Raw genomic sequence first — 18,250 nt, 5'->3', positions numbered from 1 at the left:
ATTTAGCAGCACGACACGATTGATTTTCTGGCAATTCCAGTCTACCCTGAGGCAACTCACTGCATCTTGCTGCTGCCGGTACCCGCGACGAATTGAACTTTTTTTGGATTGTTCCCGACCGATGCCTACTTTGACCGCACGCGCCTTCCCCCATAACAGCCTGTCCCCATCCGCTTCCGTCGCCATGCTCACCTGAGCCGACGATGCAGTTCCACCTCCAGGTGCAGGGCCCGGCGGGCAGCCAGGCGCTGGCCATCGACGCCGCCAGCGAGGCCGAGGCGATCCGCGCGGCCGTGCGCGGCGGCTGGCGCGTGCTGGCCGTCGATGACGGCAGTGCGCAGGATGCGGGCGCCGCGCCGCGCGCGGGCAAGCAGGGGCTGCCCCTGCTGCAATTCAGCCAGGAGCTGCTGGCCCTGCTCGAAGCAGGCCTGAACCTGGGCGAGGCCATGGCTACCCTGCACAACAAGGAAACGCGCCCTGGCGCCAAGGCCACCCTGGCCGCCATCGTGCTCACCCTGCAGCAGGGGCAAAGCTTTTCCGACACCCTGGCCGGTTTCCCCGACATCTTCCCCGACATCTACATCGCCACCGTGCATGCGGCCGAACGCTCGGGCAACCTGCCCGAGGCGCTGGCGCGCTTTGTCGGCTACCAGCTGCAGTTCGACGCCATCCGCAAAAAACTCATTTCCGCCGCCATCTACCCATGCATGCTGCTCGTCGTCGGCGGCCTGGTGACGCTGTTCCTGCTCGGCTATGTGGTGCCGAAGTTCAGCGTCGTCTACGAAAGCTCAGGGCGCGAAATTCCGTGGATGTCGCAGATGCTGCTGGGCTTTGGCCAGACGCTGGCCGCCCACCCGCTGCTGTGCGCCGGCGCGCTGGCCGCCGCCGTCGGCGCCGTGGTCTTCGGCGCCGCCAATGCCGGCGCGCGCCAGGCCCTGGTCCTGCGCCTGCTACGCCTGCCCGTGCTGGCCGGGAAGGCGGCGGAATTCCGCCTGGCCCGCTTCTACCGTGCCCTGAGCCTGCTGCTGCATGCGGGCATCCCCCTGCACAAGGCGCTGGCCATGGTCGCGCCCATGTTGCTGCCGGCGCAGCAGGAACAGCTGGCACAGGCGCGCCGCGCGGTGCAGGAAGGCATGCCGTTTTCCACCGCCCTGGAACAGGCCGGCATGGCCACGCCCGTGGCGCAATCGCTGATGAAAGTGGGAGAAAACACGGGCCGCCTGGGCGACATGCTGGAACGCTCGGCCAAATTCCACGACGAGGAATTCGCCCGCTGGGTGGACTGGGCTTCGCGCCTGCTCGAGCCGCTCTTGATGACCATCATCGGCGTGGTGATCGGCGGCGTGGTGGTGCTGATGTACATGCCGATCTTTGAACTGGCCGGGAGCTTATCTTGAGGGTCATGCCATGAACGCACGCGACGAAGAACGGGCCGTGCTTGATGCGGCCATGCTGCGCCGCGCCCACGCCAGCGCGCTGGAACAGGGCCGTCCGCAGATGGCCGTGCTGCAGGAAACGGCGGCCCTGCCGCCCGAAGTCTTCCTGCGCCAGCTGGCCGCCCTGTTCCGCTATCCGGCCTGGACGATGGCCAAGCTGCAAGCCGCCCTGCCCGCCTTTGCCCTGCTGCCCTACACCGATTGCGCCCAGCGCGACTGCGTGCTGATGCAGCCGGGCGCTCCCGGCGTGCCGCCCGTGCTCGTCATCGGCAACCCCTTCAGCGAAGACCTGCTGCAGTGGGCCGACTTCGCCCTGTCCACGCCCTTCACGGTGGCGCTGGCGCATCCGGACGACCTGGCCGCCTACCTGCAGCAGCAGGAAAGCGTGCAGCAGGCGATGCAGGAAATGCAGCATGGGGACGACGTGCCGGGCCTCGACCAGAGCATCGAAGACATCTCGCTCATTCGCATCAGCGAAGACAGCAGCCCCGTGGTGAAACTGGTGAACTCCACCATCTACGACGCCCTGAAATTCCAGGCCAGCGACATCCACCTCGAATGCGACGTGGCCAGCCTGGTCATCAAATACCGCGTCGACGGCGTACTGGTGCAGGCGGGCCAGGTGCAGGGCCTGGCGATGGCGGAACAGATCATTTCGCGCATCAAGGTGATGGCCGACCTCGACATCGCCGAGCGCCGCATCCCGCAGGACGGCCGCTTCAAGGTGCGCGTAAAAGGGGCGGAGATCGATTTCCGCGTCTCCATCATGCCCAATATCTTTGGCGAGGACGCCGTGCTGCGCCTGCTGGACCGGCGCGCATTGACGGAAGCGGCGCAGGCGCTGCGCCTGGAAAGCCTGGGCCTGAACGAGGACGCCATCGAACAGATACGGCGCCTGGCCGCCAAGCCGCACGGCATGCTGCTGGTGACGGGTCCCACGGGTTCCGGCAAGACCACCACCTTGTACGCGGCCATCACGGAAATCAACACGGGACGCGACAAGATCGTCACCATCGAAGACCCCGTCGAGTACCGGCTGCCGCGCGTGCTGCAGATTCCCGTCAACGAAAAAAAGGGGCTGACGTTCGCGCGCGGCCTGCGCTCCATCCTGCGCCACGATCCCGACAAGATCATGATCGGCGAGATCCGCGACGACGAGACGGCGCAGATCGCCGTGCAGGCGGCGCTCACGGGTCACCTGGTATTTACCACCGTGCACGCGAATAACGTGTTCGACGTGGTGGGCCGCTTCCTGCACATGGGCGTCGACGCCTACAGCTTTGCGGCGGCCCTGAACGGCATCGTGGCACAGCGCCTGCTGCGCCTCAATTGCGCCCATTGCGCCGTCGACGCCAGCGCCGAAGTGCTGGCCGATGCGCAGCAGCTGCGCGACAGCGGCCTGGCCCTGCACCAGGTGCAGGATTGGCAATTCATGGCCGGCAAGGGCTGCGGCCACTGCCGCGGCACCGGCTACAAGGGCCGCAAGGCCGTCGCCGAAGTCCTGATGCTCAGCGACGCCATGCGCGAAATGATCTGCACGCGCGCGCCCCTGAGCCTGATGAAGGAAGAAGCGGCGCGCAACGGCTTCCGCCTGGCGCGCGAGGCGGGCCTGGACCTGGTGCGGCGCGGCGAAACCACTTTAGCGGAGCTCAATCGTGTCACTTATTGAACGCGTTACCCGGGCCACCGTATGCCTGCACCTGGCGCCGCACGGATTGGACGGCGTGCTGCGCCGCGCCGGCCGTCCCGTAGCGGACAGCGCTTTTCACGTGCCCATCCTGAACCCCGACGCCAGCTGGGAAGTGGCGCTGGCAAGCTTGCGCGGCTGGCTCGAACAGCACAATGAAAAAAAACTGCCGCTGGCCGTCAGCCTGGCCAGCCGCTGGTGCGCCATGCTGATGGTGCCGTGGAGCGGCGCCCTGCTCGACCGGGCCAGCGCGCAGCGCTTCCTGCACAGCCAGTTCGCCGCCGTCTACGGCGATGGCGCGCGCGCCTGGCGCCTCGCTGCCGACGATGCGCCGTACGGCAAGCCGCGCCTGGCCTGCGGCATCGATGCGGCCCTGCTGCAGGGCGTGCAGGATGCCGCCGCCGCGCATGGCCGGCGCTGCCTGTCCATCGAACCCGTCGTGGGCCCGGCCTGGCGCAGCATCGCCGGTAGCAAACCTGCCGCCTTCGCCCTGGTGGAAGGGGGACGGCTGCTGCTGGCCACCAGCAGCGGCGGGCGCATCGCGGCCCTGCACAGCCAGTCCTGCGGCCCCGCCTGGGGTGACGAACTGGATCGGGCGTGGCGGCGCTGGAACTTGCGCGCGCCGCAGCTCGACGCGATCGAACACGTGGCGCTGCTGGACCTGAGCGGCGAACCGCAGGATGCACTGCCGGCGCGCTTCCAGCCCGTTGCCGTGGCCAGCGCCGCGCACCTGATGCGGGAGGCCGCATGGGCCTGAGCCGCCTGGAATTGCTGGCGCCGGGCGCAATGCAGACCTTCAGCGGCTGGCGCCTGGCCCTGTGCCTGGCGGGTGCCCTGCTGCTGTTGCCGGCCGCCGTGTACTGGCTGGTGCAGGCACAGGAAACGCGGCGCCTGGAAGCGCAACTGGCCCAGCTGCAGCCCGCGCGTCCCGTGCGCCCCCCCCTCTCGGCGGCCCAGCAGCGCGAACGCGATAGCGAACTGAAACAGGTGGCCGCCGCCGTGCGCCAGCTCAACCTGCCCGTCACGCGCCTGGTCAAAACGGTACAGGCGCCGCGCGACCTGCGCGTGGCCCTGCTGGGGCTGGACCTGAACGCGCAGCAGGGACAGGATGGCGCCAGCGTCCTGAAAATCGCCGCCGAAGCGGAAACGCCACAGGACATGCTCAACTACCTGGCCTTCCTGAACCAGCAGCCCATGTTCAGTTCCGTGTACCTGCTCAAACACGAGATGAATGCGAACGCTCCCGAACACCCGTACCGTTTTCAGCTGGAGGCGCAATGGCGGCAATAAAATCCGTGCTGAAAGCCAGCACGCCCGTGGCGCGTCCACGCCTGCAGCTGCGCCTTCCGCCGCGCCTGCGGTGGGAAGCGCAACGGCTATGGCGTACTTTGGGCTGGCCCAGCGCCATCGGCGCGACCTGCCTGGCGCTGGCCGCCTTCGCCATGCAGCAAGGCGATGCGCTGGCTGCGCGCCAGCAGCAACTGGCCGCGCAACTGGCCGCTGCGGCGAAACAGTCGGCGCAGCCGCCGGCTCCCATCGCGCTCGATGCCGACGCCGACAGCCTGGCCGCTTTCCACGCCTACCTGCCTGCGCATGACAGCATTCCCGAGCAGCTGAAAACCTTGCTGGAGGTGGCGCAGAAGAGCGGGGTCACCCTGGCCAAGGCGGACTACAAGCCGCAGGAAGATGGCAACACGGCCTTCCTGCGCTACCAGATCACCCTGCCCGTGAAAGCCGAATACACGCAGCTGCAAACGTTCATCGTCGACGCCTTGCAGGAGCTGCCCACCCTGACGCTCGACTCCGTGCTCTTCAAGCGCGAGCAGATCGAAGCGGGCGAGATCGACGCCCGCATCCAGTTCATCCTGCTGGTGAAGAAGCCGGAGGTACGCCGATGAAAAAAGCCGTACTGGGAGGCGCCGCCGTGGCCACTTTGCTGGCCGCCCTCTTCGCGCCCGAAGACGAAGGCAGCATCGTGGGGCCGGCCACCGCCACCACGCGCCAGGTGGAGCGGGTGGCGTCAGCGACCATGCTTCCCGATGCCGCCGCGCCGGCGCCTGGCCGCCCGCTGGCGATCCATCCGCGGCGCGCGCTCGACGATGACGAAGCGGCTACCCTGTTTGCCAAGCAAAGCTGGCAACCGGAGACGCCGAAAAAAATCATGCTCGACCAGCAGGCCGCCAAGGCTGCGTTGCCCGCGGCGGCCGTCGATACGAATGCGCCGCCGCCGCTGCCCTTTCAATTCCTCGGCCGCTTCGTCGACGAAGGCAAGGCCGCCTACTTCCTGCAAGCGGGCGACCGCAACGTGGTGGCGCGTCCCGGCGACACGCTCGAAGAGCGCTACCGCTTCGACGGCGTGGTGCAGGGCGCACTGCAATTTACCTATCTGCCGCTCAACCAGAAACAGACACTCGCCGTAGGGGACCTCAATTGAAACGACGCGCACCAGGTACCATCATCACCCTGCTCCCGCTGCTGTCCCTGCTGGCCGCCTGCGCCGGCAACCAGGCCTACAACGACGGCCAGGCCATGCTGGGAGCGGGCCGCACGGAACAGGGCCTGGCCCTGCTGGAACAGGCGGCGCAAGCCGAGCCGACCAACGCCAAGTACCGCATCGCCGTCACGAACGGCAGGATGCGCGCGCTGAACAACCTGAATGGCCGCGCCGAGGCGCTGCGCCAGCAGGGCAATCTGCCCGGGGCGCAAGCGCTGTACCAGCAGGCGCTGGCGCTGGACCCCAGCAACGACGTGGCGCAGCGTGGCCTGGACGGCGTGGCGCAGGATGCGCGGCATCGCAAGCTGGTGCAGGAAGCGCAGGCCAGCTACCAGCGCGGCGGCGAAGCGAATGTCGCGCAGGCGCAGGAAGCCTTGCGCCAGGTGCTGCAGGAACGCCCCGCACAGCGCGAGGCGCTGGCCCTGAAAAGCCGCATCGGCGACGAGCAGGCGAAGGCGCGGCCGGCCGGCGGCAAGCTGGCGGCCGCCTACCGCAAGCCCGTGACCCTCGAATTTCGCGACGCGCCGCTGCGTTCCGTGTTCGATCTTCTCAGCAAGGTGTCGGGCCTGAACTTCGTCTTCGACAAGGAAGTCGACCCGGCCCTGCGCGCCACCATTTCCGTGCGCGACACCAGCATCGAGGAAGCCATCGCCATGCTGCTGGGTGCCAACCAGCTCGAACAGAGCGTCACCAGCGACAAGTCGATCACGATCTACCCGAACACGCCGCAAAAGGTGAAGGATTACCAGCAGCTGGTGGTGCGCACCTTCTTCCTCGCCAATGCGGACGTCAAGACGGTGGCGTTTTCCATCAAGACCCTGCTCAAGGCCAAGGACGTCGTCACCGACGAGCGCCTGGGCATCATCATGCTGCGCGATACGCCGGAAATGGTGCGCATGGCCGAGCGCATCATCAACGTGCAGGACCTGGCCGACCCGGAAGTGATGCTGGAGGTGGAAGTGCTGGAAGTGAAGCGCACGCGCCTGATGGAGCTGGGCGTGCGCTGGCCGGACCAGGCCAGCCTCACGCTGGCCGGCGTCGGCACGGGCCTGGGCGGCCTGAAGGTGGCCGACCTGCACCGCATCAATGGCGACAACATCAACCTGGCCATCGGCGGCGTCACGCTCAACGCCAACAAGACCGATAGCGACAGCAATATCCTGGCCAACCCGCGCATCCGCGTGCGCAACAAGGAAAAGGCCAAGATCCTCATCGGCGACCGCGTGCCCGTCATTACCGTCACGACGAATAACGGCGTCAGTTCCGACAGCGTCAATTACATCGACGTGGGCCTGAAGCTCGACGTCGAGCCGAACGTCTACCTGGACGACGAAGTGGCCATCAAGATCAACCTGGAAGTGTCGAACGTGGTGAAGGAAGTGATCAGCAAGACGGGTACGCAGGCTTACCAGATCGGCACGCGCAGCGCCTCCACGGTGCTGCGCCTGAAGGATGGCGAGACGCAGGTACTGGCGGGCCTGATCAGCGACGAAGACCGGGGCACGGCCAACAAGGTGCCCGGCGTGGGCGAACTGCCCGTGCTGAACCGCCTGTTCGGCAGCCAGAAGGACGACGCCATGCGCAGCGAAATCGTGCTGTCGATCACGCCGCGCCTGCTGCGCAGCATCCGCCGCCCCGACCTGATGACGGCCGAATTCAATTCCGGCACCGAGGCCTCCGTGGGCGGGCGCGCCAGCGTGGGCGGCAGCCCCGAATCCGTCGCAGCACCCGAGCAGGCCGCCCCGCGCAGCGGCTCGCCCATGACGGGCGGCGACGAGGCGCCCGCCGCCGGCGACAAGGCCGGCGCCACGCCATCGGCCACGGTCAAGGGCGGCCAGTGAGGTGGACCATGAAACAGCAGGGCTTTACCTTCATCGAGCTGATGATCACCCTGGCGATCATGGCCACCCTGGCCACGGTTGCCGTGCCGATGGCGCAGGTGGCGCAGCAAAGGGCGAAGGAACATGAATTGCGCAGCGCCCTGATCGAGATGCGCGAAGCCATCGACGCCTACAAGCGTGCCTCGGACAATGGCCGCATCAAGCTGTCACTGGGCGCTTCCGGCTATCCGAAGAAACTCGAGGAACTGGTCGAGGGCGTGCCCGACCAGCGCAGCCCGTCGAAGCAGAACATCTATTTCCTGCGCCGCCTGCCGCGCGACCCGTTCCAGCCCAGGGAAGCGGGCAGCGCGGCCGACAGCTGGAGCAAGCGCGCCTATGCCTCGCCGCCCGACAATCCCAGCGAAGGCGAGGACGTGTTCGACGTCGCCTCGCGCTCGACCAAGGCAGGCCTGAACGGCGTGCCGCTCAATCAATGGTGACCGACATGTCCTACCCGTCCTTGCGGCGTGGCTTTACCCTGGTCGAACTGCTGGTGGTGCTGGCGATCATCTCGCTGCTGCTGACGATCGCCATTCCCCGCTATTTCGGCTCGGTGGAAAAATCGAAGGAAGTGGCGCTGAAGGAAAACTTGCAGGTGCTCAGGAGCGGCCTCGATAAATACTATGCCGACAAGGGCGAGTATCCGGCCGCCCTGGCCGACCTGGTCACCCACCACTACTTCCGCAGCGTGCCATTGGACCCCGTCACGGAGTCCGCCGCCACCTGGCAATTGATCCCGTCGCCGAATGGCGAGATCGGCGGCGTGGCCGACGTGCGCAGCGGCGCCAAGGGCAAGACGCGCGAGGGCATCCCCTTTGAGCAGCTCTAGCTTTCTGCGCCGCGCACGGGGCTTCGCGTATATCTGGACCCTGATGCTGGTGGCCTTCATGGGCGTGGGCCTGGTGCTGGCCAGCGAGCTGCTTGCCACGGCCGCGCGGCGCGAAAAGGAGCGCGAGCTGCTGTTCATCGGCCATGAATTCCGCAACGCGCTTGGCCGCTACTACGACAGCACGCCGGGCGATGGCCGCCCCCGTTATCCCCTGACCTTGCAGGAGCTGCTGCGCGACCCGCGCTACGCCAACGCCCGGCGGCATCTGCGCCGCCTGTATGCGGACCCCGTCACGGGCAAGGAGGAATGGGGCCTGCTGCGGCAGGAGGGCCGCATCGTCGGCATCCATTCGCTGTCGCCGCAACTGCCCATCAAGCAGGACAACTTCCTCGACGAAGACGCCAGCCTGCGCCGCAAGCAGCGCTACGCGGACTGGCAATTCACGTATCCGCACGATCTGGTGCTGGCCCAGCCCGATGCCGCCGGCGGCGCGCCCGGACTCAAGCCGAAAGGCGCGAACTGATATCATGCGGCCTTTCGGCATCACGCATCGACATCACGCATCGTACAAAGGAGCAGGCATGAGCATAGGTGGCACTTCCATCGAACAGGCATTGGCATCGCTGTCGGACATGACGTCCGGCATGGTCGCCATCGGCAAGGACGAACATGCGCAGCGCATCGCCAAGGCGCAGGCTTTCATGCGCAAACAGGGCATCGCCGCGATCTACCTGAACGCGGGCGCCAACCTCACGTACTTCACGGGCACCAAGTGGTATGCCAGCGAACGCATGGTGGGCGCCATCCTGCCAGCCAGCGGAGAGCTCGAATACATCGCCCCCGCCTTCGAAGAAAGCACCCTGACGGGTTTCATGGTCATCGAGGGCAAGGTCAATTGCTGGGAAGAGCACGAAAGCCCATACCAGCTGTTCGTCGACGCGCTGGCGCGCATGGGCATAGTCCAGGATGCGGCCGCGCCGCCGCGCGTGGGCATCTGCGAAAGCGCCGCCTTCTTCATCTATGACGGCATCCGGCCGCTGGCTCCCGGCTACGCACTGGAAAATGCGCGCGCCGTCACCGCCTACTGCCGCAGCCGCAAGTCCGCCGCGGAAATCGCCCTGATGCAGCGCGTGATGGACATGACCCTGGCCGTGCACGTGGCCACGGCCAGCATGCTGTATGAAGGCATCACGACCGTGGAAGTGGAAGAATTCATCCAGCGCGCGCATCGCAAGGTGGGAGCACCCCGCTCGTATTTCTGCATCGTGCTGTTCGGCGAAGCGACGGCCTATCCGCATGGCGTCAATTACGTGCAAACGCTGAAGGCGGGCGACACGGTGCTGATCGACACGGGCTGCCAGGTGATGAACTACATCTCCGACATCACGCGCACCTATGTGTTTGGCGCCATCAGCGCGCGCCAGCGCAGCGTGTGGAACAGCGAAAAGGCGGCGCAGGCCGCGGCGTTTTCCGCCGCACAGCTGGGCGTGCCCTGCGGCGACGTGGACCGCGCGGCGCGCGTCTCGCTGGAAGCCGACGGCTTTGGCCCCGGCTACAAGCTGCCCGGCCTGCCGCACCGCACGGGCCACGGCATCGGCCTCGATATCCACGAATGGCCTTACCTGGTGGGCAACGACACGACGCCGCTCGACGTGGGTATGTGCTTCTCGAACGAGCCGATGATCTGCATCCCCGGCGAATTCGGCATCCGCCATGAAGACCATTTCTACATGACGGAAAACGGTCCGCGCTGGTTCACCGAACCGGCGTACAGTATCGACGATCCGTTCGGGCTGCAGGCGTAGTCCAGGTGCTGGATTACGCTGTGCTAATCCAGCCTACCTCTTCGCCAACGCCAGCAAGGTAGGTCGGATTAGCGGGGCCGAGGCGCCTCGCGCGTAGTCCGGCACGGCGCCGCCCTGCGCCAGCTTGAAGACGGCCAGCGCCGTGCCCAGCTGCACGGCCTGTTCCTGCAGCGATTCTGCCGCTGCCGACGCCTGTTCCACCAGCGCGGAGTTCTGCTGCGTCATCTGGTCCATGCTGCCGATGGCCACGCCGATATCGCCGATGCCGGCGCTTTGCGCCTGGCTCGCTGCGCTGATCTCGGCCATGATGTCGGCCACTTTTTTCACGGAATCGACGATCTGCCCCATGGTCAGCCCCGCCTCGTCGACCAGCTTCGAGCCGACATTCACCTTGGCCACCGAATCGCCGATCAATTGCTTGATCTCGCGCGCCGCCGCCGCGCTGCGCTGCGCCAGATTGCGCACTTCGGACGCCACCACGGCAAAGCCCCGTCCCTGCTCGCCCGCGCGCGCCGCCTCCACGGCCGCATTCAGGGCCAGGATATTCGTCTGGAAGGCGATGCCGTCGATGACGCCGATGATGTCGACGATGCGCCTGGACGAATCGTTGATCTCGCCCATGGTGCTCACCACCTGGCTGACGACCTGCCCGCCCTTGACCGCCACCACCGACGCCGACACCACCAGTTCGTGCGCCTGCCCTGCATTGGCGGCGTTGTCGCGCACGGTGCTGGTGAGGCTGTCCATGCTGCGCGCCGTCTGATCCAGGCTGCCCGCCTGCGATTCCGTACGCGCGGCCAGGTCCGCATTGCCCTGGGCGATTTCCGCGCTGGCCACCTGGATGGTTTCGGCCGACGCCTTGATATCGGAGACCATGCCACCGAGCTTGGCGCGCATGTCCTTCAGCGCCGCCAGCAGGCTGTCCTGGTCACCCGCCTCCGTCACGATATGCATGGACAGGTCGCCGTCGGCCACGGCGCGCGCGATCTGGCGCGCGTATTCGGGTTCGCCGCCCAGCTGCTGCCAGATGGCGCGCACGACGAAATGCGAGACGGCCACCAGGCAGACGATGACGGCCAGCGCCACGACGATGCTGGTATTGAGCGCATTGCGCACATTGGCCGCGCTGCGTTCTATGCCCTGCTTGAACTGCACTTGCGCCTGTTCGTTGGTCTTCGCCAGGTCGGCGTTGAGCACCGCCAGCGCACCCTGCATGCGCGCCACGGTCGCCTGCGGATCGCCTTCCTCCATTTCCAGCATGATGCGCGCCGCGCTCAGCGCCGGCGCATAGTAGGCATCGAATTCCTTGGCCAGGCGCTGGCCCTGCTCGCGCTGGCCGGGGATCGCCGCAAAATCGCCCAGCTTGGCGCGCAGCTTGACGGCCTGGCCGCCAACTTGGCCGATACGCTCCTTGTCGCCTTCGCTGACGGCATCGCGCAGGGCGTCGCCGACGGCGGCCACGTCCAGGGTCAGCGACTTGGCCATGTCGAGCACGGGATAGTCGGCACTTTCGGTGGCGTGGATGGAATTAAGCGTGGCCGTGGACAGATAGGCGCTGACGGCCAGTCCCAGTCCGAAAATCACGGCCGAGACGACAGGCAGCGCCCATATCTTGCGTTTGATGCTCATTGCTGTCTCCTGATGTTGATCGATTGTCGGGCCGCCGCATGGCGTGCGGCCCGAGCCGGCTTTATGGCGCCGTCAGCACCACTTTGACGGTGCCGTCGACGGCACTCTTTTCGATATAGCCGATGGCTTTCGGATCGGCCGCAACAGCCTTCTTCACGTCCGCGCTATTGGCCACTTCCTTCGGCAAGGTCGCCTTGCCCGTGAAGACCAGCTTGGACCACAGGGCCTTCGCCTGCGACGGCTCCTTGTCCGTCACCTTCTTGTAGAACTCGGCGCGCACGGGGGCGCTTTCCGGCTGGTCGATCGGCGTCATGGCCGTCGATTTACCGAGAAAGAATTGCGTTACCTGTTCATTCGTCATGGCGCCGGCGGCGCTCTTCGGATTGACCACCACGACCACTTCAGCCATGGCGGGAACGGCGCTCGACAGTGCCAGCAAGGCAGCCACATTTGCAATAAATGGTTTCATGCGGCGCTCCTCAGAAAACGAAATCGATGGCGGCGGCAGCCACCGTGACGGGACCATGGAAGCCTGGCTTGGCTTGCACGAACAGGCCCGGGCCATTCTTCGGCTTGATGCGGTCGATCTGCACCTTCAGGGCGGCCGAACGGTGGAAGTCCCAGCGCACGCCGATGCTGTCCGTCGACTGCTCCAGCTGGTTGCGCATATAGGCCAGGGTGTCGACGCCAGCCGACAGGGCGCGCAGGGTCGGCGTACAGGCGGCCGGATAGCCGGCAGGACAGGCGGCAGGCACGGTGTTGTTCACGCGGCCATCGGCCTTCAGGCTGGCGTGGCTGTAATACGGCAGAAAGGCGCCCATGCGATAGCCGCCCATCACGTACCACGAGGTGCTGTCGCTGACATAGCTGTCCGTCTTGCGCTTCGCATATTCCGACTGCACCAGCACGTTGTTCCAGTCCAGGCCCAGGCCCACGGACGTGAACGACGCCTTCTTGTCCTTCACTTCCAGCGCATCGGCCAGGGCACCCAGCTGGGCGATCCTGTAGCCGCTGCCGGCCGCGCGCAGGCTGCCCATCAAGGTGTTCAGGCTGGGCGAATCGTTGATCGTCAGCCTGGTCTCGGCCCGGCCGAAGCGCACGGTGACGGGGCCATGCTCGGCCACCACGTTGAGGGCGACGATGGACTTGCCTTCCACCTGCACGGTCGAATCGGGACCCGTGGCCAGGGTGGCCTTGGTGCGGCCCAGCGCCAGCTGCGTGGTGATGCTGGTATCGCCCGCGCTGAACTGGTAGGTGCCGTCGATGCCGTCGATGCTGTTGAGGGGAACCTGCGAATACATTTCGCCGGGCGGGCGCAGCATGGTGTTCGCATAGCCCACGTTGCGGTAATCGGAAATCATGAAGACGGGCAGGCCCATGCGGCCGACGCGCACGCTGAAGCTGTCCGACACCTTGGCCTTGGCGAAGGCCCACGCCAGTTCGGCGCCGAAATCATCCTCGCCATCCTTGCGCGCCAGGCCCTGCACGGTGGCCGACAGCCACGGATTGACGGTGACATTGGCCTGCAAGCCCAGGTTGGAATCGACACCCGTGCGCGCAGTGCGGCCGGCGCCCGCAGCCTGGTTCGGGCGCGCAAACTGCGCGTTGTCGGTATCGGCCATGGTCAGGGCGGCACTGCCGTAACCGCTGATCTTGACGGAGGGCCCGATGGCCTCTTCGGCATAGGCATGGCTGATGGCCAGGGGCATGGCCAGCAGGAAAATCAGGACGTGTTTATTCATAGTAATTAAATACCCGTAGCGGTGAACATTAATCGTGGAGTGGACTCGAGGTCGATGGCTCACCGGCCGTAAAAGGCCGGGTCCGTTTTTTTCGCGCCGCCGTCGCCTTGGGCGTGCATGGCGGCGTGACCAGTGAGTAAAACCATGCTACAGAGAAAAGGTTTTACTTTGGAAAGTTTTCTGGAGGCAATGAGCAAATTCGCCCGTTTTCAGGGAAAAAGCACGCGTTCTAGAGGGGTTTATCTAAATAGCACGCCGTGCAAAACCACACTTTCACTATACTTTTCATACACTTATGGATAATTCAAGACGGAAAGGACTCCGTGGAATGGAGCCGTCCTTCACGCATGTAAAAAGCGCCGCCCGCGCGAATATCGCGGGCGGCGCCGTTCAAGCCAGTCCAGCCGGAAACGCTTATTCGCGCTTCGACACCAGGGTCAGGATGTCGTAGCTGGCCACCAGCTCTTCATTCTGGTTGGTCACCTGCACGTCCCACGCCACCACGCCCTGCCCCACGCCAAACACGTCCTTGCGGTTGCGGTCGACCTTGCGCTTGCACGTCAGGCGCGCGCGGATGGTGTCGCCGATGGCGACGGGCGCGACGAAGCGCAGGTTGTCCAGGCCGTAGTTGGCCAGCACGGGGCCCACGCCGGGCGAGACGAACAGGCCGGCGGCCGCCGACAGCACGAAGTAGCCGTGGGCGATGCGCTTGCCGAACTGCGATTCCTTGGCCGCGATTTCGTCGAAGTGCATGTAGAAGAAGTCGCCCGAGATGCCGCCGAAGGCGACGATGTCCGCTTCGCTGACGGTGCGGCGGTGCGTGAGCAGCGAGTCGCCCGTCTTCAAGTCCTCGAAGTGCTTGCGGAACGGGTGGATCGGGCTTTCGTTGACGTCCGCGCCGCGCACGTACTCGCCCGTGATGGCCGCCAGCATGGTCGGCGAGCCTTGCACGGCCGCCCGTTGCAGGTAGTGGCGCACGGCGCGCACACCGCCCAGCTCTTCGCCGCCGCCCGCGCGGCCAGGGCCGCCGTGCTTCAGCTGCGGCAGGGGCGAGCCATGGCCCGTCGAATCGACGGACGCCACGCGCTCGAGCACGTGCACGCGGCCATGCGTGGCCGCCACTTGCGGCACCACGCGCGCGGCGATCTTCGGATCGCGCGTCACCAGGGTGCTCACCAGGCTGCCCTTGCCGCGCGCGGCCAGGGCCAGCGCTTCATCGATATCGTTGTAGCCCATCATGGTGCTGACGGGACCGAACGCTTCCACGTCATGCACGGCATCGTTGCCGAAGGCGTCGCGGCACAGCAGCAGGGTGGGCGAGAAGAAGCTGCCATCTTGAGCGCCATCGCCCAGCGGGTTGAAGCCGTCGGCCGCGCCGAACACCACCTCGTTACCCTGCGACAGGGTGGCGACACGCTCGGCCACGTCGTTCTGCTGCTCTTTCGAGGCCAGCGCGCCCATGCGCACGCCTTCGATGGACGGGTCGCCCACCACCACCTTGGCCAGGCGTTCGCGCAAGCGCGTGCCGACGGCGTCCATCAGGTGCTCGGGCACGATGATGCGGCGGATGGCCGTGCACTTCTGGCCCGACTTGCCCGTCATCTCGCGCACGACTTCCTTGACGAACAGGTCGAACTCCACGTCGTCGGGCGTGACGTCCGGCGCCAGGATGGCGCAATTGAGCGAATCGGCCTCGCCGTTGAACGGCACGGACTGGGCAATCAGGTTCGAATTCGTGCGCAGCTTGGCGGCCGTGGCGGCCGATCCCGTGAAGGTGACGAAATCCTGGCCATTCAGGCGGTCCAGCAAGTCGCCCGTGGAGCCGATCACCAGCTGCAAACTGCCGGCCGGCAGCAAGCCCGATTCGTGCATCATGCGCACGACGGCTTGCGTCAGGTAGCTCGTCGCCGTGGCCGGCTTGGCGATGCAGGGCATGGCCGCCAGGAAGCTGGGGGCGAATTTCTCCAGCAAGCCCCAGATGGGGAAGTTGAAGGCGTTGATGTGCACGGCCAGGCCGCCGCGCGGCACCAGGATGTGCGTGCCGGCGAAACCGCCCTTCTTGCCCAGCGCGATGGCCGGGCCTTCATGCAGCACGTTCGACGACGGCAGCTCGTTGCTGCCCATGCTGGCGTAGGCGAACAGGGTGCCCGTGCCGCCTTCGATGTCGACCCAGCTGTCGGCGCGCGTGGCGCCCGACAGGTGCGAGATCGCATACAGCTCTTCCTTGCGCTCGACCAGGTACAGGGCCAGCGCCTTCAGGCGCGCGGCGCGCTGCTGGAAGTCCAGCGCCATCAGGCCCGGCACGCCCGTCTTGCGCGCATACGTGACGGCTTCGTCGAAGTCGATCTTTTCCCCGTGCGTGTGATAGATGACACGGTTGTTCAAGGCGCTGTGCAGGGGCACGGCGGCGCTTTCGCCCAGCCAGCGGCCGGCGATCAGGCTTTGCAGCGTGGATATGTGAGCCATGTGGTTTCTCCGTAAGACAAAGGTGTTGGTGAGGTTGGTGGCGTCGGATTGCGCGGGGCACTGCCCCGCTGATCCGACCTAGGCCCATGCTGGCTTACTGCGCTGCTGCGTTCTTGTGCAGATGCAGCGGCAAGGCCGATTCGAAATTCAGGCGCTGGCGGTTTGCCTCGACTTCCGTCAGGGCTTCCACTTCGCGCATCGTGTGCATGGAGCGCACGGCCAGTTCGTGGTACTGGCCCGTGCCCGAGCTTTTCCATTTGATTTCATCGTCGGTGAGCGCGCGCATCACCTTGGCCGGCGTACCCACCACCATGCTGCGCGGCGCGACGATCATGCCCGCCTTGACGAAACTCATGGCCGCGACGATGGACTCCTCGCCGATGATGGCGTTGTCCATCACCACCGCATTCATGCCGACGAGCGCGTTGCGGCCGATGCGGCAACCGTGCAGCACGGCGCCATGGCCGATATGGCCGTCGACTTCGACCACCGTGTCGCAGCCGGGAAAACCGTGCATGACGCAGGTGTCCTGCAGGTTCGCGCCCTCTTCCAGGATCAGGCGGCCGAAGTCGCCGCGGATCGAGGCCAGCGGGCCGATATAGCAGCGCGGGCCGACGATCACGTCGCCGATCAGCACGGCCGACGGGTGCACATAGGCGCTGGGGTGGACGACGGGGGTGACGCCGTTGATTTCGTAGACTTTGACCATACTCACTCTCCAATACAAATGCCGCGAAATCTATTTCTAGACGCAGCGTAGAGCTGGGGTCAGACCCGACGGGTCTGACCCCTGATTTTTACATGCCGAGATAAGCGCTTTGCACCTGCTCGTTATGCAGCAATTCGGGACCGGGGCCGGACAGCGTGATGGCGCCCGTCTCGATCACATAGCCCACGTCGGCGATCGACAGCGCCGCATGCGCGTTCTGCTCGACGAGGAAGATGGTGATGCCCTGGTCGCGCAACTCGGCCACGATGCGGAAGATTTCCGCGATCAGCAAGGGCGCCAGGCCCATGCTCGGTTCATCGAGCAGCAGCAGTTGCGGACGGCCCATCAGCGCGCGCGCCATGGCCAGCATCTGCTGCTGCCCGCCGGAGAGCGTCCCGGCCAGCAGCAGGCGCTTTTCCTTCAGGATCGGGAACAGGCCGTACATGCGCTCCATGTCGCCCGCCACGTCCTGCGCAGGACGCGTGAAGGCGCCCAGGCGCAGATTGTCTTCCACCGTCATGGGGCCGAACACTTGCCGCCCTTCCGGCACCTGGCAAATGCCGCTGCGCACGCGCTTGTCCGCGCTCATGCGGCTCACGTCCTGGCCCGCGAAGGCGATGCTGCCGGCGCTGATCGGCTGCACGCCGGAGATGGCGCGCAGCAGGGTCGTCTTGCCGGCGCCATTGGCACCCACCAGCGCCACCAATTGGCCCTGACGCACCTGCAGGTCGATGCCGTGCAGGGCCTGGATGCGGCCGTAATGGCTGGTCAGTCCCTGGATGTCGAGCACCAGCGGCGATTGAGGTTTTTCCATCATCATGCAGCCACTCCCAGATACGCTGCCACCACGTCGGGATTGGCGCGCACTTCGGCGGCAGTCCCTTCGGCCAGCTTCTTGCCATAGTCGAGCACCAGGATATGGTCCGACAGATTCATCACCAGTTTCATGTCATGCTCGACCAGCACCACCGTCACGCCCGACTGCGCCACCTTGCGGATCAAGGCTTCGATTTCGCCCGTTTCCGTGTGGTTCAGGCCTGCGGCCGGTTCATCGAGCAGCAGCACCTTCGGCTTGGCCGCCAGCGCGCGGGCGATTTCCAGGCGCTTCAAGGCGCCGTACGACATCTGCCCCGCTTCGTCATCGATATGCCGTCCCACGCCGACGAATTCCATCAGGCCCGCCGCCTCGTCGCGGCAAGCCGCATCGGCGCGGCGCACGGACGGCAAGCGCAGCATGGAAGCGAACAGGTTCTGGTTCAGGCGCAGGTGCGCGCCCACCATCACGTTGTCGATGGCCGTCATGTTCATGCACACCTGCAGGTTCTGGAAGGTGCGGCTCATGCCGCGCCGCGCCAGCGCATCGGGCGACATGGCAGCCACGTTTTCGCCATTGAGCAGGATCTCGCCTTTGGTGGGCGTGTACACGCCCGTGATCAGGTTGAACAGGGTCGTCTTGCCGGCGCCATTCGGGCCGATCACGGAATGGATATTACCTTCCTTGACGGTAAAGCTCACGTCCTGCACCGCGTGCACGCCGCCAAAGCTCTTGCTCAGATTGTTAATCGTCAGCATG

Annotated in this window: 18 protein-coding genes; 11 read left to right on the top strand and 7 right to left on the bottom strand. The window is 65.9% G+C overall.

What is annotated here, in order from left to right; genetic code table 11:
- Positions 1 to 203 precede the first annotated feature (203 nt).
- The 11 genes from VPH41_RS01935 to VPH41_RS01885 are packed head-to-tail and all read left to right on the top strand — an operon-like array spanning position 204 to position 10,131.
- Entirely contained in the window at positions 204 to 1,397 is a 1,194-nt protein-coding gene (locus tag VPH41_RS01935) for a type II secretion system F family protein (protein WP_328568791.1), read from the top strand.
- A 10-nt stretch (positions 1,398 to 1,407) separates the two neighbouring features.
- Complete coding sequence (locus VPH41_RS01930; RefSeq protein ID WP_328568790.1) at positions 1,408 to 3,105, top strand: GspE/PulE family protein; 1,698 nt, start codon at positions 1,408 to 1,410, stop codon at positions 3,103 to 3,105.
- Positions 3,092 to 3,880: a hypothetical protein gene (locus tag VPH41_RS01925; protein WP_328568789.1), complete on the top strand. Its 789-nt coding sequence runs from the start codon at positions 3,092 to 3,094 to the stop codon at positions 3,878 to 3,880. The genes VPH41_RS01930 and VPH41_RS01925 overlap by 14 nt, the downstream gene beginning before the upstream one ends.
- On the top strand, positions 3,871 to 4,413 hold the full coding sequence (locus VPH41_RS01920; RefSeq protein WP_328568788.1) for a hypothetical protein: 543 nt from the start codon (positions 3,871 to 3,873) through the stop codon (positions 4,411 to 4,413). The genes VPH41_RS01925 and VPH41_RS01920 overlap by 10 nt, the downstream gene beginning before the upstream one ends.
- Positions 4,401 to 5,021, top strand: a complete 621-nt coding sequence (locus VPH41_RS01915) for a type 4a pilus biogenesis protein PilO (protein ID WP_328568787.1) — start codon at positions 4,401 to 4,403, stop codon at positions 5,019 to 5,021. Before VPH41_RS01920 ends, VPH41_RS01915 begins: the two co-directional genes overlap by 13 nt.
- Entirely contained in the window at positions 5,018 to 5,557 is a 540-nt protein-coding gene (locus tag VPH41_RS01910) for a hypothetical protein (RefSeq protein WP_328568786.1), read from the top strand. The genes VPH41_RS01915 and VPH41_RS01910 overlap by 4 nt, the downstream gene beginning before the upstream one ends.
- Entirely contained in the window at positions 5,554 to 7,458 is a 1,905-nt protein-coding gene (locus tag VPH41_RS01905; protein ID WP_328568785.1) for a secretin and TonB N-terminal domain-containing protein, read from the top strand. Before VPH41_RS01910 ends, VPH41_RS01905 begins: the two co-directional genes overlap by 4 nt.
- An 8-nt stretch (positions 7,459 to 7,466) precedes the next feature.
- Positions 7,467 to 7,937 (top strand): type II secretion system protein, encoded by a 471-nt coding sequence (locus VPH41_RS01900; protein WP_287775490.1) that lies wholly within the window; start codon positions 7,467 to 7,469, stop codon positions 7,935 to 7,937.
- Positions 7,938 to 7,942: 5 nt separating this feature from the next.
- Complete coding sequence (locus VPH41_RS01895) at positions 7,943 to 8,326, top strand: type IV pilin protein (protein ID WP_152255061.1); 384 nt, start codon at positions 7,943 to 7,945, stop codon at positions 8,324 to 8,326.
- Complete coding sequence (locus tag VPH41_RS01890) at positions 8,313 to 8,849, top strand: type II secretion system protein (protein ID WP_328568784.1); 537 nt, start codon at positions 8,313 to 8,315, stop codon at positions 8,847 to 8,849. Before VPH41_RS01895 ends, VPH41_RS01890 begins: the two co-directional genes overlap by 14 nt.
- Positions 8,850 to 8,907: 58 nt before the next feature.
- Positions 8,908 to 10,131: a M24 family metallopeptidase gene (locus VPH41_RS01885; protein ID WP_328568783.1), complete on the top strand. Its 1,224-nt coding sequence runs from the start codon at positions 8,908 to 8,910 to the stop codon at positions 10,129 to 10,131.
- A 33-nt stretch (positions 10,132 to 10,164) separates the two neighbouring features.
- On the opposite strand, the gene VPH41_RS01880 is transcribed toward VPH41_RS01885, so the two are convergent.
- The 7 genes from VPH41_RS01880 to VPH41_RS01850 form a co-directional block, all read right to left on the bottom strand.
- The gene (locus VPH41_RS01880; RefSeq protein WP_328568782.1) at positions 10,165 to 11,760 is read right to left on the bottom strand and encodes a methyl-accepting chemotaxis protein; all 1,596 of its coding nucleotides are present in this window, start codon (positions 11,758 to 11,760) and stop codon (positions 10,165 to 10,167) included.
- Positions 11,761 to 11,821: 61 nt separating this feature from the next.
- Positions 11,822 to 12,229 carry a hypothetical protein gene (locus VPH41_RS01875; RefSeq protein ID WP_328568781.1) on the bottom strand — a complete coding sequence of 136 codons (408 nt, stop codon included), beginning with the start codon at positions 12,227 to 12,229 and terminating at the stop codon, positions 11,822 to 11,824.
- Between the two features lie 10 nt (positions 12,230 to 12,239).
- Positions 12,240 to 13,502, bottom strand: a complete 1,263-nt coding sequence (locus VPH41_RS01870) for a hypothetical protein (RefSeq protein ID WP_328568780.1) — start codon at positions 13,500 to 13,502, stop codon at positions 12,240 to 12,242.
- Positions 13,503 to 13,916: 414 nt separating this feature from the next.
- Positions 13,917 to 15,968, bottom strand: a complete 2,052-nt coding sequence (gene paaZ, locus VPH41_RS01865; RefSeq protein ID WP_328568779.1) for a phenylacetic acid degradation bifunctional protein PaaZ — start codon at positions 15,966 to 15,968, stop codon at positions 13,917 to 13,919.
- Between the two features lie 94 nt (positions 15,969 to 16,062).
- On the bottom strand, positions 16,063 to 16,677 hold the full coding sequence (paaY, locus tag VPH41_RS01860; protein ID WP_099666450.1) for a phenylacetic acid degradation protein PaaY: 615 nt from the start codon (positions 16,675 to 16,677) through the stop codon (positions 16,063 to 16,065).
- A gap of 88 nt (positions 16,678 to 16,765) precedes the next feature.
- Positions 16,766 to 17,497: an ABC transporter ATP-binding protein gene (locus tag VPH41_RS01855; RefSeq protein ID WP_328568778.1), complete on the bottom strand. Its 732-nt coding sequence runs from the start codon at positions 17,495 to 17,497 to the stop codon at positions 16,766 to 16,768.
- Positions 17,494 to 18,249: an ABC transporter ATP-binding protein gene (locus VPH41_RS01850; RefSeq protein WP_070311613.1), complete on the bottom strand. Its 756-nt coding sequence runs from the start codon at positions 18,247 to 18,249 to the stop codon at positions 17,494 to 17,496. The genes VPH41_RS01855 and VPH41_RS01850 overlap by 4 nt, the downstream gene beginning before the upstream one ends.
- Between the last annotated feature and the right edge of the window lies 1 nt (position 18,250).

Origin of the sequence: Janthinobacterium sp. P210006, from assembly GCF_036231885.1 — a bacterium.
In the GTDB taxonomy this organism is placed as follows: domain Bacteria; phylum Pseudomonadota; class Gammaproteobacteria; order Burkholderiales; family Burkholderiaceae_D; genus Janthinobacterium; species Janthinobacterium violaceinigrum.
This window is presented reverse-complemented; position numbering and strand designations above follow the sequence as displayed.

Coding starts and splice junctions, on each gene's coding strand:
- VPH41_RS01900 (WP_287775490.1), top strand. CDS start 7,467: ATGAAACAGCAGGGCTTTACCTTCATCGAGCTGATGATCACCCTGGCG.
- VPH41_RS01930 (WP_328568790.1), top strand. CDS start 1,408: ATGAACGCACGCGACGAAGAACGGGCCGTGCTTGATGCGGCCATGCTG.
- VPH41_RS01850 (WP_070311613.1), bottom strand. CDS start 18,249: ATGCTGACGATTAACAATCTGAGCAAGAGCTTTGGCGGCGTGCACGCG.
- VPH41_RS01910 (WP_328568786.1), top strand. CDS start 5,018: ATGAAAAAAGCCGTACTGGGAGGCGCCGCCGTGGCCACTTTGCTGGCC.
- VPH41_RS01915 (WP_328568787.1), top strand. CDS start 4,401: ATGGCGGCAATAAAATCCGTGCTGAAAGCCAGCACGCCCGTGGCGCGT.
- VPH41_RS01870 (WP_328568780.1), bottom strand. CDS start 13,502: ATGAATAAACACGTCCTGATTTTCCTGCTGGCCATGCCCCTGGCCATC.
- VPH41_RS01880 (WP_328568782.1), bottom strand. CDS start 11,760: ATGAGCATCAAACGCAAGATATGGGCGCTGCCTGTCGTCTCGGCCGTG.
- VPH41_RS01885 (WP_328568783.1), top strand. CDS start 8,908: ATGAGCATAGGTGGCACTTCCATCGAACAGGCATTGGCATCGCTGTCG.
- paaZ (WP_328568779.1), bottom strand. CDS start 15,968: ATGGCTCACATATCCACGCTGCAAAGCCTGATCGCCGGCCGCTGGCTG.
- VPH41_RS01920 (WP_328568788.1), top strand. CDS start 3,871: ATGGGCCTGAGCCGCCTGGAATTGCTGGCGCCGGGCGCAATGCAGACC.
- VPH41_RS01895 (WP_152255061.1), top strand. CDS start 7,943: ATGTCCTACCCGTCCTTGCGGCGTGGCTTTACCCTGGTCGAACTGCTG.
- VPH41_RS01875 (WP_328568781.1), bottom strand. CDS start 12,229: ATGAAACCATTTATTGCAAATGTGGCTGCCTTGCTGGCACTGTCGAGC.
- VPH41_RS01935 (WP_328568791.1), top strand. CDS start 204: ATGCAGTTCCACCTCCAGGTGCAGGGCCCGGCGGGCAGCCAGGCGCTG.
- VPH41_RS01855 (WP_328568778.1), bottom strand. CDS start 17,497: ATGATGATGGAAAAACCTCAATCGCCGCTGGTGCTCGACATCCAGGGA.
- paaY (WP_099666450.1), bottom strand. CDS start 16,677: ATGGTCAAAGTCTACGAAATCAACGGCGTCACCCCCGTCGTCCACCCC.